Below are 18,646 nucleotides of genomic sequence, written 5' to 3'. Positions count from 1 at the left end.
TCGTGAGGGTCCTTACCGTTCGTCGTGGTCGTCGCTGTCGCCGCGCGCGGCGTCTTCGAGTTCGCTGAGCACCTGCTCCTCCACCAGGTCGGCCAGGGCGGCGACCGTGCGGTGGACCAGGACGTCGCGGGGGGTGAGGCTCACGCCGAAGGCGTCGTTGGCCCGCGAGACGATGTGCAGGGCGCGCAGGGAGTCACCGCCGAGCAGGAGGTAGTCGTCCTCGGCTCCCACGGTCGTGTGCAGGACCTCCTCCCAGATGTCGGCAAGGACCTCCTCGGTGGGGGTGCGGGGTGCGACACGGACGGGTGTCTCCTCCAGGTCCGTGGGGGGCGCGGGCAGCGCGGCCCGGTCGGTCTTGCCGTTGTCGGTGAGCGGGAAGCGCTCCATGACGACGAACGCGGACGGCACCATCGGCCCTGGCAGGGAACTCGCGGCCAGGGCCCGCAGTTCGGCTGCCGGGGGCGGCTCGGCGCCCGGTGCGGCAAGGAGGTGGGCGACCAGGCGCGGCAGGTCCTGCTCGTCCTCGCGTACGGTCACCACGGCGTCCAGGACGGCGGGGTGGCGGGCGAGAGTCGGTGCGGCCCAGGTAGTGCAGTTCGCCGTGTGCGTCGCGGCGTACGAGGTCTCCCGTGCGGTACATGCGGGTGCCGGGCGGCCCGAACGGGTCGGCCGTGAAGCGGGACGCGGTCAGTCCCGGCCGGTTGAGGTAGCCGCGCGCCAGGGACGGGCCGCTCAGCCAGAGTTCACCGGCCACTCCGTCGGGCACGGGACGCAGCCGTGCGTCCAGTACGTAGGTGCCGGTGTGCGGCAGCCTCCTGCCGATGGGCGGGGCCGTACCGCCCGGCTCCAGCGGGTCCGACCAGGTGGCGACGACGGTGGCTTCGGTGGGCCCGTACGAATTGACCAGACGGTGGTACGGCGCCCACCGCGCGACCAACTCCGCCCCGCAGGCATCGGCTCCGACGGTCAGGGTCTTGAGGTCGGGCAGCGTGCCGGGCGTGTCCGGCGGCAGCGTGGCCAGCGCGGCCGGTGGCAACAGCGTGTGCGTGACACGCCCGCCACGCAGCACCTCCGCCAGCTCGGCACCGAGCAGCGGGCCGGGCGGGGGCACCACCAAACTCGCCCCCTGCGGCAGCGACATGCACAGTTCGAGCACGGAGGCGTCGAAGCTGGGCGTGGCGAAGACGAGGACGCGGTCGCCCGCGCCGACCTCCCGACGTGTAGATGACGTACGCGGGATCATCGAGCCGCAACGGACGCACCCGGTCGGCGTCCGTGGGCCGATGCCCCGGCTCGTCGACCGGTACGCCGGTGATCAGACCGCTGACCTCTTCCGAACCCAACGTCACGGAAGGCGCAGCGTCCCGCAACATCAAGGCGATCCGGTCCTGCGGATACCCGGGGTCGACCGGCAGGAACGCGGCTCCCGCCTTGGTGACCGCGAGCTGCGCGAGGATCGTCTCGGCCGAACGCGGCAGGGTCAGGGCCACGAGGTCGCCCCCCGGACGGGCCGGACCCGCCAGCAGACGGCTCCGCTCGGCGGGCGGCAGGACGTCGACAGCGTCCAGACGCGTCGTGCCCGTCGCCTCGGCCAGCACATGCAGGGTATGCAGGAGCTGGTCCGCCAGGGAACGAGCCGTGGACTCCTCGAAGTAGCGGGGGTCGTAGCCGAGTTCGACGGAGAGCCGCTCGCCGGGGGAGATCACCACCGTGATGGGGTAGTTGGTGGCCTCGCGGGCCTCCAGGTCGCGCATCTGTACGCCGTGGGCGCCCGCGGTGCTGTCGTCCACCGGGTAGTTCTCGAAGACGAGCAGGCTGTCGAACAGGGACGTCCCCGCGGGCAGGTCACTGAAGGTGTGCAGCCGGGTCAGCGGTACGTGCCCGAAGCGGCGGTCGTCGGCCCGCGCGGCCTGCGTCCTGCGCAGCCACGCGTCGCACGTGTCCCCGCCGTCCACGGTGGCCCGGGCGGGCAGCGTGGTGATGAACAGGCCGGTGATGGTGTCGGCGCCGGGCAGGTCCGAAGGACGGCCGGAGACGGTGGTGCCGTAGCACACCTCGCTCTCGCCGCTCCACCGGGAGAGGAGCAGCCCCCAGGCGCCCTCCACCACGGTGTTGAGGGTCAGCCGGTGCCTGCGGGCGAACTCCTGGAGCCGCCGGGTGGAGTCCTCGCCGAGCCGCTGCGACAGCCAGGTGCCCGAGGAGGCCGAGGCGCCGGGGGCGGGCCTGCGGTCGTAGGGCAGGGCGGTGGGAGCGGTGAGTCCGGCGAGGGCGGTGCGCCAGTGCTCCTCGGCGCGGACGGTGTCGCGGCCGGCGAACCAGGCCGCGTAGTCCGCGAACGGGCGGCGGTCCGGCAGGCGCGGCTCGTCGCCCGCGGCGAGCGCGGCGTGGCAGGCCACGACGTCCGACAGGACGTGGAAGACGCTCCAGCCGTCGAGCAGGACGTGGTGAAAGGTCCACACCACGCGCACCTCGTCCGGGGCGGTCCTGATCAGGGTGACGCGCAGCAGGGGCGCGGTGTCCAGGGTGATGCCGCGCGCCTTGTCGTCGGCGAGCAGCCGCTCCAGTTCCGCGGTGCGCCGCTCGGGCGTCAGGGCGCTCCAGTCGTGCTCGGTGACGGGCAGGACCGCGGTGCGGTGCACGGCCTGGAGCGGTACGGGTACGCCGCTCAGGACCACGGCGGTGCGCAGCACGGGGGTGCGGTCGACGACGTGCTGCCAGGCGGCGGCCAGGACGCCGGTGTCGCGCACCCCGTCCATCACGAACGTGACCTGCTCGGTGTACACGCCGCCGGCGGGCTCGTCCATGCCGTGGACGACCATGCCGGACTGGGTGGGGGTGAGCGGGTAGACGTCCACGATGTCGCGCCCGGTGCCCACGAGGCGGTCGACGGCCTCCTGGTCGAGGGGGGCCAGCGGGAAGTCCGACGGGGTGCGGCCCCCGGCGCCGGGTCCGGCGCAGTGCCGCACGATCGCCCGCAGCTCATCGGCCAGCTCGGCGGCGAGGCGGTCGACGGTGTCACGCCGGTACACCTCGCGCGAGTACGCCCAGGTGAACTCCAGGCGTTTGTCGGTGACACGGCCGAGTACGTCGATGAGGTGCGGGCGCTCCGCGGCCCGGTCCATGCCGCCGACGAGCCCGCCGTGGGGTGCGTGCAGCAGGCCGCCCGTGGGGGCGTTGCCGTCCTGCTGCCCGAGGTAGTTGAAGCCGAGCTGCGGCAGGTCGGGCAGCCGGTCCCCCGCCGTGGCGCGCAGATGGCGCAGGGCGCCGTACCCGAGGCCGTCGCCCGGCACGGCGCGCAGGCTCTCCTTGGCGGACTTCAGGGCGGCGCCGGTGTCCGCGTGCCGGGGCACGTCGAGGACGACGGGGTACACGCTGGTGAACCAGCCGACCGTACGGGACAGGTCGACGCCGTCGAACAGTTCCGCACGGCCGTGGCCCTCCAGGGTGACCGCCACCCGGTCCCGTCCTGTCCAGCGCGCCACGACCCGGCCGAGGGCGCAGAGCAGGACGTCGTTGACGCGGGTGCGGTAGGCGTCGGGCACGTCCTGGAGCAGCCTGCGGGTGTCCTCGCGGTCGAGGCGGACCGTGACCGTCTCCTCGTGGGCCGCGGTGTTGGCTCCAGCCAGGTCGGTGGGCAGCGCGCCGTCCTGCGAAGCGGACTGCCAGTGGGCGAGTTCGTCGTCGAAGCCGCCGCCCGCGGTGTGGTCGAGGAGGCGGTGCGCCCACGCCCGGAAGGACGTGGTCTTGACCCCGAGGTCCACCCGGTGGCCGTCGCGCAGCGCCCGGTAGGCGGTGTCCAGGTCCTCCAGGAGTATGTGCCACGACACGGCGTCGACGGCCAGGTGGTGGGCGGCCAGGATCAGTACGGGCCGCTGGTCGCCGGCGGGGCGGCACAGCGCGGCCCTGAACAGCGGGGCGACGGACAGGTCGAACCCGCCGCTGAGGCGCTCGGCGAGCTCGCGCAGCGCCGCGTCGGTGCCTGCCGGGCTGCGCGGCGGCAGGTCGAGCACCTCCAGGTGGGCCGGTCCCTCGGGGGCGGTGACGTGCTGGTGCCAGCGCCCTTCGCCGTCCTTCTCGAAGCGCAGCCGCAGGGCGTCGTGATGTTCCAGGACGGCTGTCAGGGCGCCGCGCAGCAGCGTCTCGTCGGTGTCGGATGCGAGCTGGTGGGAGACCGCCTGGGTGAGGTGCGCCGGGTCGCCGGTGAGGGTGTCGAACAGGTAGTGCTGTACGGGTGTCAGCGGTGTCTCGCCCACGACCGGGCCCTGTTCGGCGCGGACCGCCGTGGCGGGCAGGTCCTCGGCCGCCGCGGCGAGCTCCGCGACCGTCTGGTGCTTGAACAGGTGCCGCGGGGTGAGGTTCAGACCGGCCCTGCGGGCGGCGGAGACGATCTGGATGCCGAGGATGGAGTCGCCGCCGAGGGTGAAGTAGTTGTCGCGTACGCCCACGGCGGGCACGCGAAGCACCTCGGACCAGATGGTGGCGAGCGTCTTCTCGGCGCCGGTGCGCGGCGCGTGCTCCCCGTCGCCGATGGTGCCTGTGGGCCACTCCGGTTCGGGCAGCGCGCCGCGGTCGAGCTTGCCGGTGGCGCCGAGCGGCAGCCGCTCGATGGGCATCACCACGGACGGGACGAGATGCTCGGGCAGTGTCCGTGCGAGGTAGGCGCGCAGCTCGGCGGAGTCCGGCACGTCGGCGCCCTCGGGGACCGCGTAGGCCACGAGGCGGTGGTGGCCGTCGTGTTCGACCACCTGGGCGGCGGCCGCGGACAGTCGGTGCGGCCCAGGTAGTGCAGTTCGCCGTGTGCGTCGCGGCGTACGAGGTCTCCCGTGCGGTACATGCGGGTGCCGGGCGGCCCGAACGGGTCGGCGGTGAAGCGGGACGCGGTCAGACCGGGCCGGTTGAGGTAACCGCGGGCCAGGGACGGGCCGCTGAGCCACAGTTCGCCGGGTACGCCGTCGGGGACCGGCCGCAACCGCGCGTCCAGTACGTAGGTGCCGGTGTGGGGCAGCCTCCTGCCGATGGGTGGCGCGGCATCGTCGGGCTCCAGCGGGTCCGACCAGGTGGCGACGACCGTGGCTTCGGTGGGCCCGTAGGAGTTGACCAGACGGTGGTACGGCGCCCACCGCGCGACCAGCTCCGCCCCACACGCATCGGCTCCGACGGTCAGCGTCTTCAGGTCGGGCAGCGAGCCGGGCGTGTCCGGCGGCAGCGTGGCCAGCGCGGCCGGTGGCAACAGCGTGTGCGTGACACGCCCGCCACGCAGCACCTCCGCCAGCTCGGCGCCGAGCAGCGGGCCGGGCGGGGGCACCACCAGGCTCGCCCCCTGCGGCAGCGACATGCACAGTTCGAGGACCGAGGCGTCGAAGCTGGGCGTGGCGAACGCCAGGACGCGGTCGCCCCGACGTGTAGATGACGTACGCGGGATCATCGAGCCGCAACGGACGCACCCGGTCGGCGTCCGTGGGCCGATGCCCCGGCTCGTCGACCGGTACGCCGACGAGCAGGCCGCCGACCTCCTTGGCGCCCAACGTCACAGCGGGCGCAGCGTCGCGCAGCATCAGCGCGATCCGCTCCTCCGGGTATCCGGGGTCGACCGGCAGGAACGCCGCGCCCGCCTTCGTGACCGCAACCTGGGCGAGGAACATCTCCGCCGAACGCGGCAGGGTGAGGGCGACCAGGTCGCCGGGGCCCACACCCTGCGCGATGAGCCGGTGTGCGACCCCGGACGGGCCGGACCCGCCAGCAGACGGCTCCGCTCGGCGGGCGGCAGGACGTCGACAGCGTCCAGACGCGTCGTGCCCGTCGCCTCGGCCAGCACGTGCAGCGTGTGCAGGAGCTGGTCCGCCAGGGAACGAGCCGTGGACTCCTCGAAGCAGTGCGGGTCGAAGCCGAGTTCGACGGTGAGCTGCTCGCCGGGGGAGATCATCACCGTGAGCGGGTAGTTGGTCGGCTCCAGGTCGCGTTCCTGCTCGATGGCCAGGCCGTGCCGCGCCAGGGCGTTCGCGTCGAACGGGTAGTTCTCGAACACCACGATGCTGTCGAACAGGGTGGTGCCGCCGGGGATGTCGCTCCAGGTCTGCAACTGGGCGAGGGAGACGAAGTCGTGGCGCCGGGACTCCGACTGGGCGGTCTGGAGGTCGCCGAGCCAGTCCAGGAGGCGCCGCTGTCCGTCGACGCGCGCCCGGGTCGGCAGCGTGTTGATGAACAGGCCGACCATGGAGGTCACTCCCGGCAGGTCGGCAGGCCGGCCGGAGACGGTCGTGCCGAACACCACGTCGTCACCGCCGCCGTAGCGGGACAGGAGCAGCGCCCAGGCGCCCTGGAGCATGGTGTTGACGGTCAGTCCCGCCTGCTGCGCGGTCTCCCGCAGCCGCGCCGACACACCGGCGTCGAGCAGCACCCGGACCGAACCGGACGAGGACGCCCGGTGTGCCTCGGCGGGCCACCGGTCCCGGGGCAGCGCCGTGGGCGTGGAGAACCCGGCGAGTGCGGTACGCCAATACTGTTCGGCGCGCTCGGTGTCCTGGCCTGTCAGCCAGCCCAGATAGTCGGCGAAGGCCGCCCGCTGGGGAACCTCGGGTCGGCGTCCCGCGGTCAGGGCGGCATAGCGCTCGCACACCTCATCAAAGACCTGGGCCGCGCTCCACCCGTCGAGCAGGACGTGGTGGAACGTCCACACCATCCGCACCCGGTCCGGCGCGAGCCGGATGAAGGTGAGCCGCATCAGCGGTGCCGTGCCGAGGTCGATGCCTGCCGCGCGGTCCGCGGCGAGCAGCCGGTCCATCTCCTGTTCGCCGCGCTCGGCGGACCAGGTGGTCCAGTCGTGGTGGGTGACGGGCACGGTGGCCCGCCGCTGCACGACCTGGAGGGGTTCGGTGGTCTCCTGCCACTCCAGGCGGGTGCGCAGGACGGGGTTGGCGTCCGCCGTGTGCTGCCACGCCTCGGCCAGGGCGTGCGGGTCCGTGACGCCGCGCAGCACCAGTTGCACCTGGTTGACGTAGGTGCGGCCGTCCGGGTCGAGGAGGCTGTGGAACAGCATGCCCGCCTGCATCGGCGTCAGCGGGTACAGGTCGGCGACGGTGCGGCCGTCCCCCACGACCCGGTCGAGGGCCGTCTGGTCGAGGCGGGCCAGCGGGAAGTCCGACGGGGTCCTGCCGCCCGCGTCCGGGCGGGCGCAGTGGGCGACGACGCCTTCCAGGGCCTGGAGCATGCCGGACGCGAGGCCCGCGATCGTCTCCTCGCGGTGCAGTCGGTGGCTGTAGTACCAGGTGATCTCCAGCCTGTCGTTCTCGACGCGGGCCACCACGTCGAGGAGGTGCGGGCGCACCGACTCCGGAGCATCGGCGCCGTCGAGGCCGCCGGGCACGGAGCGCACGAGCGCGCCGTCGTCGACGTCCCCGCTGCCGCCGGACCAGCCGAACCGGCCCAGATAGTTGAAGCTGACGGCGGCCGCGGGCGAGCCGTCGAGCGGCCCCTCATCGGCCAGGTGACGCAGCGCGCCGTGGCCGATGCCCCGGTCGGGGACCGAGCGAAGCTGTTCCTTCACGGCCTTCAGGGCGGTGCCCCAGTCGCCGTCCGGCACATCGAGCGCGACCGGGTACAGGGACGTGAACCAGCCGACCGTGCGCGACAGGTCGACGTCGTCGAACAACTGGTCCTCACGGCCGTGCCCCTCCAGGTCGACAGCGAAGGGCCGCCGCCCCGCCCACCCGGCGAGGACCCGGCCGAGGGCGGTGAGCAGCACGTCGTCGATCCGGGTGCGATAGATGCCTGGCACCTCGCGCAGCAGCGCGTCGGTGCGTCGCCGGTCGAGACGTACGGTGACCTCACGGACGTCGGCCATGGTGTTGCCGCCGTCGCCCTCGCCGTGGACAAGCTCCACGGGCAGCGGTGCGGCGCAGTGCCGTGCGACGTCCTCCCAGTACGCGCGCTGGCCGTCGAAGCCACCGGCGCCCGTGTGCGCGCGCAGGCGGCGCGCCCACTCCTGGACGGAGGTGGTGCGCTCGGCGAGGCGTACCCCGTCACCGGCGCGCGCCTGCCGGTACGCGGTGTCCAGGTCCTCCAGGAGCACGCGCCAGGAGACGCCGTCGACCACCAGGTGGTGCACCGTGAGGAGCAGCCGCGGGCGGGCCCCGGTGAACAGGCGGGCGGCGAGGAGCGGCCCGGTGTCGAGGCGGAAGGCGGCGTGTGCTGCGGCCGTGAGCCGGGACTCGGCGGCCTCGGCGTCCGCGGGGGTCAGGCCGGACAGGTCGTGGACCGCGAGCAGCTCGGGCGCCGCGGCCCCGGCGTCGGCGCACGTCTGCCGCCACGTGCCGTCGTCCTGCCGGTCGAAGCGGCAGCGCAGGGCGTCGTGGTGGGCCCACAGCGCGGCGAGCGCGCTGCGCAGGGCTTCGGGGTCGACGTCGTCGGCCGTCTCCACGACGACGGACTGGTTGAAGAACTCGGGGCGGTGCGGCCCGGCGTCCAGGAACCAGTGCTGGATGGGGGTGAGCGCGACGTCCCCGGCCACCGGGTCGGTACCGGCGACGGGTGCGGCGGTGCCGCCGGCGGCCGCGAGGGCGGCGACGGTGGGGTGCCGGAACAGGTCGCGCGGGGTGAGGGCGAGGCCCGCTGCGCGGGCGCGCGAGACGACCTGGATGCTGAGGATCGAGTCGCCGCCCAGCATGAAGAAGTGGTCGTCGGCGCCGACACGTGCCACGCCGAGCAGTTCCGCCCAGATCTCGCTGAGGATCTGCTCGGCCCCGGCGCGCGGGGCCCGGTAGGCGGTGTCACCCGTCGCCGCCCAGTCGGGCTCGGGCAGTTGGCGCCGGTCCACCTTGCCGTTGGCCGTCAGGGGCAGTTCCGGCACGGTGACGAAGGCGGCGGGCAGCATGTAGTCGGGCAGGTCCGCCGCGAGCCGGTCGCGCAGTTCGGCCGCTGCCGGTACCGCCGTGCCCGGGGCCGGTACGAGGTGGGCGGCGAGGCGTTTGCGCCCCTCCTGCTCGTACAGGGACACGACCGCTTCGGCGACGGCGGGGTGTGCCGTGAGCCGGGCCTCGATCTCGGCGGGCTCGACACGGAAGCCACGGATCTTGATCTGGTCGTCCGCGCGGCCCACGAAGTGCAGTTCGCCGTCGCCGCTCCAGCGCACGATGTCGCCGGTGCGGTACATACGGGTGCCTGGCGGGCCGAACGGGTCGGCGAGATAGCGCCCGGCGGTGGCGCCGGGCAGGCCCGCGTAGCCACGGGCGAGACCGGCGCCCGCGACATACAACTCGCCCGGCACGCCGGGCGGTTGGGGGTCCAGGGCGTCGTCGAGTACGTACACGCGGGTGTTGTCGAGGGGCCGCCCGATGGGGAGCACCGCGGGCAGCGGGTCACCGGCGCGGAAGGGGCGGCGGGTGGCGAACGTGGTGGTCTCGGTGGGGCCGTAGCCGTCGACGACGGTCAGGCCGGGGCAGGCGTCGAGGACCCGCGCGACCACCGCGCCCGGCACGGCCTCGCCGCCGGTCCACACCTCGGTGGCGCCGCGCAGACAGGTCGGGTCCTCCTGGGCGAGCAGCCGGAAGAGCCCCGCGGTCAGCCACAGGCACCGCACGCCCTGCTCGGTGATCGCGCGGCGCACACCGGCCGCGTCGAGGTCCTCCGGCGGCGCGAGCACAGCAGTACCGCCGTGCAGCAGCGGCACCCACAGCTCGTACGTCGAGGCGTCGAAGGCGTGCGGGGAGTGCACAAGGACCCGCTCGTGCCCGGCGAACGCCCGGTCGAGTGCGAGCGCGGCGACGTCCCGGTGGCGCACGGCGACCCCCTTGGGGACGCCGGTGGAGCCCGAGGTGAACATCAGGTACTGGACGTTGTCGGGGTGCACGAAGGGGATGTCCGGCACGGCGGGTATCCCTGCGCCGGAAGCCCCGAAAGCCGCCGCGTCGCCGGAGATCCCGTCCACCGTTGCGTCGCCGGAAGCCCCGTGGGCCGCCGCACCGCCGAAGCCGTCGTCCACGTCGCCGTCGCCGTCGACGCGCAGCACGCTGCCGTCGGGCAGCACGTCCCGCGCGCGCTCCCGCCAGGCCTCGTCGGTGAGCAGCAGCGCCGCGCCCACGTCGGTGAGCAGGTGCCGCAGCCGCTCCCCCGGTGCCCTGCCGTCCAGCGGTACGTACACGCCGCCGGTGCGGGCGAGGGCGAGCTGGGTGACGACGAGGGCGACGGACCGGTCCATCAGGACGCCGACCGGGACTTCGGCGGTGACGCCGAGCGCGGTGAGCCGGGTGGCGAGGGCAGCGGACCGGTCGTCGAGGTCGCCGTAGGTGAGCCGTTCGTCCCCGGCTTCCAGGGCGGGGGCGTCGGGCGTGCGCCGCGCCTGGGCGGCGAACAGGTCCGCCGCCGTGACGTCCGGGATGTGCGCGGCGGTGTCGTTCCAGGTGTCGAGCACCTGGTGGCGGCGGGTGGGCGTGAGCAGGGGAAGCCGCGCGGGCGCGCGTTCCGGGCCGGTCGTCATGCCCTCCAGGAGGACCGTCAGATACTCGGCCGTCCGCGCGACGGTGGCGGCGTCGAACAGCTCGGGGTCGTACCCGAGCCTCAGGGTCAGTTCCGTACCGGGGTACGCGACCAGGCAGAGCGGGTAGTTGGTGGTCTCGATGCCGTCGAGTCCGCTCAGACGCAGGCCGTGGGCGGCGGCGAGGTCGTCGTCCACCGGATAGTTCTCGAAGACGACGATGCTGTCGAACAGGGCGGCCCGCTCGGGGAGTTCGGTGAGGGCCTTCATCCGCGTGAGCGCCACGTAGTCGAAGCGGCGGTCCTCGCTCTGGTCGCGCTGGAGGTCGCGCAGCCAGTCGAGCAGGGTGCCTTCGCGCTCCACGGTGACCCGGGTGGGCAGGGTCGCGATGAACAGCCCGGTCATGTCCTCGGCGCCGGGCAGCTCGGGCGGCCGCCCCGAGACGGTGGTTCCGAAGACGACGTCCGCCCGGCCCGCCTGCCGGCTCAGGAGCAGTGCCCACGCGCCCTGGACGAGGGTGTTGAGGGTCAGTCCCGCCGTCCTCGCGAGGTCTTCGAGGGCCCGGCTCGTGGCCTCGGGCACGGTGACGCGGACCGCGTCCGTGGACTCGGCGTGGTGGCTCTCGCGCGGCTCGCGGTCGTAGGGCAGCGCGGTGGTCTCGCTCAGCGAGGCGAGGCGGTCCTGCCAGTGGCGTTCGGCCTCGGCCCAGTCGCGTTCGCGCAGCCAGGCCACGTAGTCGCGGTAGGGGCGCCGGTCGGGCCGCTCCCCGGGGGTGTCGTCGGCGTCCGGCGCCGCGGTGAGGCGGGCGTGGCGGGCGAAGACGTCGGACAGGACCTGGAACAGGCTCCAGCCGTCGAGGATCAGGTGGTGGAAGGACCACACCACGCGCACGGAGGTGTCGGAAAGGCGGGCGAGGGCCAGGCGCTGGAGCGGGGCCGGTGTCAGGTCGACGCCGCGCTCGCGGTCCCGGTCGAGGAAGTCCCGCAGTGCCGCGTCGCGCTCGTCCTCGCCCAGGTCCCGCCAGTCGAGGTGGGTGACGGGGACGGCGGCGTGCCGCCGCACCACGAAGAGCGGCTCGGGGACGTCCTGCCACATGACATGGCCGCGAAGCACCGGGGTGCGGTCCGTGACCTGCTGCCAGGCCGCCGCGAACACGTGGGGGTCGGCCACTCCGTCCAGGACGAACGAGAGCTGCTGGAAGTACACACGCCGGTCGTTCTGCGACAGGCCGTGGAAGAGCATGCCCGCCTGGGTGGGCGTGAGCGGGTGGGCGTCCTCCACCGCACCGGGGTCATCACCCGTGATGCGGTCGACGGCCGCCTGGTCGAGTGCGGCCAGCGGGAAGTCCGACGGCGTCCGGCCGCCGGTGCCGGGGGTGACGGCGTGCCGGGCGATGCCGGTCAGCGCGTCGGCGAACCGCCCCGCGAGGCCGGTGACGGTGGCCTCCTGGTGCAGTTCGGCGGAGTAGAACCAGGTGAACTCCAGCTCCTCCCCGTCCAATTGGCCCACCACTTCGAGGGCGTGGGGGCGGGTGGAGAGCGGGTCGGCGTCCAGTTCAAGGGGGCGGAACGTGCCCCCGTACAGGCCATCGGGCGTGCCACCGGTCCCGAACCGGCCCAGGTAGTTGAAACTGACCTGCGCGCCGGGCGCCTGCGGCAGCACGCCGGTCCCTGCCAGGTACCGCAGGACGTCGTGGCCCAGGCCGTGCCGTGGCACCGCGCGGAGCTGCTCCTTGACCTGCTTGAGCACGGCGTCCCACTCGGCGTCCGGCGGGACGGCGAGGGCGACGGGGTGGCGGGTGGTGAACCAGCCGACGGTACGGCTGGTGTCGACGTCCGCGAAGAGTTCCTCGCGGCCGTGCCCCTCGACGTCCACGAGCACGCGCTCATGGCCGGTCCACGCGCACAGCACCCTGCCGAGAGCGCTCAGGAGTACGTCGTTGACCCGGGTGCGGTAGGTGTCCGGCAGCGTGCGCAGCAGGGCGGAGGTGTCATCGGCGTTCAGGCGTACGGTCACCGAGCGCGCCGATGCGTAGGTGTTGGCGCCCGTGCGGTCCCGCGGCAGGTCGACGGCGGCGCCCGCGGTGGCCCCGGTCCAGTACGCCGCCTCGTCGTCGAAGCCGCCCTCGGTGGCCAGGGCGGTCAGGCGCCGGGCCCAGTGCCGCAGCGGCGAGGACTTGGCGGGCAGCGCCCCCGTCCCCTCGCGGCCATCGCGGCGGGCCCGGTAGGCCCGTTCGAGGTCCTCAAGGAGGATGCGCCAGGAGACGCCGTCGACCACGAGGTGGTGGACGGCCAGGTGCAGGACGGCGGGCAGGTCGTCGCCGCGGTCGTGCAGGACGGCACGGAGCAGCGGGCCGTGGTCCAGGTCGAAGGGGCCCAGGTGCGGCATGTCGGCGCCGGGGCCGGTGTGGCGGGTGAGGCGCAGCCGCGGCACACGTGCGTCGATGTGCCATCCGGCGCCTGCCAACTGCTCGTCGCCGCGGGGGAAGCGGGAGCGCAGGGCGTCGTGGTGGTCGACGACGTCGTTCAGGGCGTGCTCCAGGGCCGTCGCGTCGACGGTGCCCGTCAGCTCCGTGGACAGGGTCTGCGCGAAGTGGCCCGCCCGTTCGCCCGCGCTGTCGAACAGCCAGCGCTGGATGGGCGTCAGCGGTGCCGTGCCGGTGGCGGGCACGACGGCGGGGGCCGCGGTACTGCGGGGCCCTGAGGCGTCGGCGCAGCGGGCGAGTGCGGCGACCGTCTGGTGCCGGTACACGTCGCGGGAGGTCACCGTGAGCCCCGCCTGCCGGGCCTGGGCCACCACTTGGATGCTGAGGATGGAGTCCCCGCCGAGGGCGAAGAAGTTGTCGTCGGCGCCGACCCGCTCCACGCGCAGGACCTGCGCCCAGATCCCGGCGAGGACCCGCTCGGTGGGCGTGCGGGGCGCGACGTGCCGTGTGGTGTGCCCGGCGGACGCCGGTGCCGGGAGGCGGCCTCGGTCCAGCTTGCCGTTGGGGTTCAGCGGCAGCGCGGGCAGCACCACGACGGCCGCGGGGACCAGGTAGTCGGGCAGGGTACGGCCCAGTGTCCTGCGCACCGCCTCCGGTTCGGGGCGCGCCCCCGGGGCCGGCACGACATAGCCGACGAGACGCCGGTGGCCATCGCTCTCCAGGACGGTGGCGGCGCTCTGCGCCACGCCCGCGCAACTGCGCAGCGCCTCCTCGACCTCGCCGAGTTCGATGCGGAAGCCGCGCACCTTGACCTGCTGGTCGATCCGGCCGAGGTACTCCAGTTCTCCGCTCGCGGACCAGCGCACCAGGTCTCCGGTGCGGTACATGCGGTCCCCCGGCAGGCCGAACGGGTCGGCGATGAAGCGGGTGGCGGTCAGGCCTGGGCGTCGCAGGTAGCCGCGCGCGAGACCGCCGCCGCCCAGGTACAGCTCGCCCGTCACGCCCGGGGGCTGGGGGCGCAGGAGCCGGTCCAGGACGTAGGTGCGGGTACGGGCCACGGGCTTGCCGATGGGCGGGGCCTGGCCGGGCACGTCCGCGCCCGCGAACCAGGCGGTGGCGTAGACGGTGGCCTCGGTGGGGCCGTAGATGTTGGCCACCTCGCAGGACGGCATGGCCGCGCGCAGGTCACGCACCGTCTGCGCGGGCAGCGCCTCACCCGCGAGGACCACGGTGTCGGCCTCCAGAACCGCGCCGCCCGCACCACCCGCTCCCGCACTGCCCGCACTGCCCGCACTGAGCAGCCTGGAGACCACCGAGGGCACGCCGCTGAGGAGCCCGGCGCGCTTCGGTCCGTCCGCGTCGGCGAGTGCCGCCAGGTCGGCTATGACCTCGACGCTGCCGCCCGCGAGCAGCGGGCAGAACAGTTCGAAGACGGACACGTCGAAGTTGAGGGAGGTGGAGGCCACGACGTGCGCGAGGCGCCGCGGCCCGAACCGCTCCGCCGCCCAGGCGGCGAGCGTGGCGACGGTGCGGTGGGTGACCACGACGCCCTTGGGGCGGCCGGTCGAGCCCGAGGTGTAGATGACGTACGCGGGATGGTCAGGAAGCAGCGGCCGCAGGCGGTCGGCGTCGGTCGGGTCGGTGTCGTACGCATGCTCCGCTGCCGGGCCCTCGGTGTCGTCGGCCAGGCAGTCCTCGATGAGCAGCGGATCGCAGCCGTCGGGCAGTGCGTGCGCGGTCTCCCGGGCGGCCACGACGAGGGCGGGGGCTGCGTCGTCGAGCATGAAGGAGATGCGCTCGCGCGGGTAGCCGGGGTCCACGGGCAGATATCCGGCACCGGACTTCAGGACCGCCCACAGGGCGGGCAACAGGTCGGCGGAGCGGGGCAGGCACAGTGCGACGAGCGTCTCGGGTCCGGCGCCGCGGGCCACGAGGCGGCGGGCGATGCGGTTGGCGCGCCGGTTCACCTCGGTGTAGTCGAGGCGGGTGGGTCCGCAGAGGACGGCGGTGCGGTCGGGGGTGGCGGCGACCTGCGCCTCGAACAGCGCGGGCAGCGTGTCGCCGTGCTCCTGGTGCTGCCCCACGGGCGCGGGCGGATTCCAGGCTTCGAGCAGGGTGCTCCGCTCGTCCGCCGACAGGAGCGGCAGTTTGGCAAGGGTCCGGTGCGGGCTCTCCGCCATGCCGTCGAGGAGGCGGTGCAGATGGCCGGTCATGCGGGCGACGGTGTCCGCACCGAAGAGGTCGGTGTTGTACTCGACCGTCAGCTCGCAGCTCCCGTCCGGCCGCGGCGAGAATTCGAGGACCAGGTCGAAGCGGGCGGCCGGGCGCGGCAGCGGGTGCTCCTCGACGCGCACACCGCCGCAGTCCCGGGAGTGCTCCCCCGCGGTCTGCTGGACGACGAGGGCCTGCACCAGGGGGGTGCGGCTCGGGTCGCGGGGCGGCGCGAGTTCCTCGACGACGCGGTCGAACGGCACCCCGTCGTGGGCGAAGGCGTCGAGGACGGTCGCGCGCATGCTCTCCACGAAGGCGTCGACGGTCAGGGTGTCGTCCACTTCTTCGCGCAGCACCACGGTGTTGGCGAAGAATCCGGTGACGTCCTCCAGGTCCCGGCGGCCCCGCCCGTTGGTGACGGTACCGAAGGCCACGTCCCGCTGCCCTGAGTAGCGGGAGAACAGCAGGGCCGCCGCCCCGGCGAACAGGGTGAAGACGGTGGTGCCGCGCCCGCCTGCCAACCGCCGCAGTCGGGCGATCAGTTCGGCGGGGAGCGGGTGGCGGTGCGCGGCGCCCGCGCTGGTGCGCACCGCGGGCCGCGGCCTGTCGGTGGGCAGGTCCAGTTGCTGCATGCCCGTCAGGTGCCGCTTCCAGTACGCGAGGTCGTCGGCGTGCCCTTCGCCGGACCGCTCGTGCTCCCACACGGCGAAGTCCGGGTACTGCACGCCGGGTGCGGGCAGCCCGTCCGGTGTGCCGGAGACCTCCGCGCGGTAGAGCGCGGTCAGGTCCCGGGTGAGGATGCCCACCGACCAGCCGTCGGTGACGATGTGGTGCTGGGCGAGCAGCAGCAGATGGTCGTCGTCGGCGCGGTGGACGAGCAGGGCCCGGGTCAGCGGCCCCGCCGCCAGGTCGTAGGGGCGGCTCAACTCGTCGGTGAGGAGCCGCTCCGCGGCCTCGGCGCGCCGGTCGGCGGGCAGTTCCCGTACGTCGGCGGTGCGCAGCGGCAGCGCGGACTCGCCGCTCACCCGCTGTACGCCGTGCCCGTCGACGGTGTCGAAGGTGGTGCGCAGCGCGTCGTGGCGTGCGGCGAGGCGGTCGAGGGCGCGGCGCAGTGCCGCCACGTCCGGCTCGCCGCGCAGCCGCAGCGCCACGCCGGTGTTGTACTCGCTGCCGCCGTCGGAGAGGTCGTCGAGGAACCACAGCCGCCGCTGGGCGCTGGACAGCGGCAGCGGCCGGTCGCGCGGGGCGGGCGGGATCGGCTCCGCGGCCACGGCGGCGGCCGGGTCGGCGAGCAGCGGGGCGAGCGCGGCGACGTTGCGTGCGGTGAAGACGTCCCGTACCAGGAGGCGGACGCCCAGTTCGTCGCGGATCCGCGACAGGGTCCTGGCGGCGAGGATGGAGTCGCCGCCCAGGTCGAAGAAGTCGTCCTGCACGCCGAGCCCGCCGACGCCGAGGACGTCCGCCCAGATGGCGGCGAGTGCCTCCTCCTCGGGGGTGCGGGGCAGGACGCGGCCCGGGGCGGGGGTGCGGGTGGGCGCGGGCAGGGCACGCCGGTCGATCTTGTGCTGCGGGGTGAGCGGGAGTTCGTCCAGGACGACGACGGCGGCGGGGACCATGTGCGCGGGCAGGGCGGCGGCCGTGCGGGCCAGCAACTCCGACGGTTTCGGCGCCTGTTCGGGGTGGGTGGGGGTGACGTAGCCGACCAGCCTGCGGTGTCCGGGCTCGTCCTCGCGCACCACGACCACGGCTTCACGGACGCCGGTATGGGCGAGGAGTGCCGCCTCGACCTCGCCGGGTTCGATGCGGAATCCGCGCACCTTCACCTGGCGGTCGACGCGGCCGAGGTATTCGAGGTCGCCGTCGGCGGTCCGGCGTGCGCGGTCCCCGGTGCGGTAGAGGCGGGCGCCCGGCGGACCGAAGGGGTCGGCGACGAAGCGGCCCGCGGTCAGTCCTGGCCGGCCGAGGTAGCCGCGGGCCACGCCGTCGCCGCCCACGAACAGTTCGCCGTCGCCGCCGGGCGGCACCGGGCGCATCTCCGCGTCCAGGACATGGGCGCGGGTGCCGGGCAGCGGGCCGCCGATCGTCGGGGTGCCGGTCCCCGCGGTCAGGGGTCCGGTCCAGGTGGCGACGATGGTGGCCTCGGTCGGACCGTAGGAGTTGATCATCCGGCGGCCCGGCGCCCAGGTGTCGACGAGGTGCGCCGGGCAGGCCTCGGCGCCCACGATCAGCGTGCGCAGGTGGGGTGCGCCGCCGGGGCCCGGCGCGGGCAGGGTGGCGAGGGCTGCCGGGGGGATGAGGGTGTGGCTGATGCGGTGCTCGTCCAGGACGGCGGCGAGTTCGTCGCCGAGCCAGGGCCCGTCCGGCGGGAGCACAAGGGTGGCGCCGGTCAGGACGGAGATGAACAGTTCGAGCACGGAGGCGTCGAAGCTGGGTGAGGAGAACTGGAGCACGCGGTCGCCCGGGCCCACCGCGTACCGTTCGGCCGCCGCCGCGGCGAAGCCCGCGATGCCGCGGTGCGTGACCGTCACACCCTTGGGCCTGCCGGTCGAACCGGAGGTGTAGATGACGTAGGCAGCATGGTCGACACCCCCCGGCACGCCCACCACCCCGCCACGCGCCCCCTCGGCACCCGCACCGCGGTCGGCGCCCCTGCCTTGGTCGGCGTCCCCGCCGTGGTCGGCGTCCCCGCCGGGGTCGGCGCCCCCGCCGGGGTCGGCGCCCCCGCCGTACGCGGCACCCCCGCCGTACGCGGCACCCCCGCCGGGGTCGGCGTCCCCGCCGTACGGGGCATCTCCGCCGTACGCGGCGACCCCGCTGTGCCCGGCGCCCCCGCCGAGGTCGGCACCCCCGCCGTACGCGGCATCTCCGCCGTACGGGGCATCTCCGCCGTACGGGGCATCTCCGCCGTACGCGGCGCCCCCGCTGTGCCCGGCGCCCCCGCCGGGGTCGGCACCCCCGCCGTACGCGGCGCCCCCGCTGTGCCCGGCGCCCCCGCCGGGGTCGGCACCCCCGCCGTACGCGGCACCCCCGCCATGGTCGGCGTCTTTGCCGTACGCGGCGTTCTCCCCGTACGCGGCACCCCCGCCGGGATCGGCACCCCCGCCGCACGCACCCCGCGTACCGTAAGCCCCGCCCGTACCACCCCACCCCTCAAGCACCGCACGGACCCGGTGCGGGTCGTCCAGGATCACCGCGGGCGTGGCGTCGCCCAGCATCAGTTCGCGTCGCTCGGCGGGGTAGTCGGGGTCCACGGGCAGGAAGGCGGCGCCCGCGCGGGCCACGGCCAGTTCGGCGGCGATGAGTTCCATGGAGCGCGGCAGGACCAGGGCCACGGTCCGCTCGGGGCCCGCACCGCGCCGCCGGAGTTCGTCGGCGAGCCGCTCGATCCGCTCCGCCAGTTCCCGGTAGGACCACGTCCGTCGGCCGTCGGTCAGCGCGGGCGCCTCCGGCGTGCGCGTCACCCACGCGGCGAACAGTTCGGCGAGCGGCCGGTGCGGCGCCGGAGAGGATGTGTCATGCGGCTCGGTCATCGGGGCAGTCCT

General features: G+C 74.5%; 2 protein-coding genes and 2 pseudogenes. All 4 read right to left on the bottom strand.

The genetic code is table 11. The annotated features are described in order from the left end of the window. Positions 1-12: 12 nt before the first annotated feature. The 4 genes and pseudogenes from IG78_RS51655 to IG78_RS42730 all read right to left on the bottom strand — a co-directional run bounded on the left by IG78_RS51655 (position 13) and on the right by IG78_RS42730 (position 18,634). Positions 13-537 (bottom strand): phosphopantetheine-binding protein, encoded by a 525-nt coding sequence (locus tag IG78_RS51655; RefSeq protein ID WP_030567701.1) that lies wholly within the window; start codon positions 535-537, stop codon positions 13-15. A gap of 226 nt (positions 538-763) precedes the next feature. Further along, positions 764-4,445 (bottom strand): annotated as a pseudogene (locus tag IG78_RS51650) (condensation domain-containing protein); the annotation flags it as partial. Then, positions 4,362-5,104 (bottom strand): annotated as a pseudogene (locus IG78_RS52760) (AMP-binding protein); the annotation flags it as partial. The pseudogenes IG78_RS52760 and IG78_RS51650, both read right to left, overlap by 84 nt. Positions 5,105-5,554: 450 nt before the next feature. Further along, positions 5,555-18,634: a non-ribosomal peptide synthetase gene (locus tag IG78_RS42730; RefSeq protein WP_249926142.1), complete on the bottom strand. Its 13,080-nt coding sequence runs from the start codon at positions 18,632-18,634 to the stop codon at positions 5,555-5,557. Positions 18,635-18,646 lie beyond the last annotated feature (12 nt).

Source organism: Streptomyces aureocirculatus (assembly GCF_000720475.1).
Taxonomy (GTDB): domain Bacteria; phylum Actinomycetota; class Actinomycetes; order Streptomycetales; family Streptomycetaceae; genus Streptomyces; species Streptomyces aureocirculatus.
This window is presented reverse-complemented; position numbering and strand designations above follow the sequence as displayed.

Bases quoted from the DNA above. Each gene is read 5' to 3' on its own strand.
- IG78_RS42730 (WP_249926142.1), bottom strand. From the start codon at position 18,634: ATGACCGAGCCGCATGACACATCCTCTCCGGCGCCGCACCGGCCGCTC.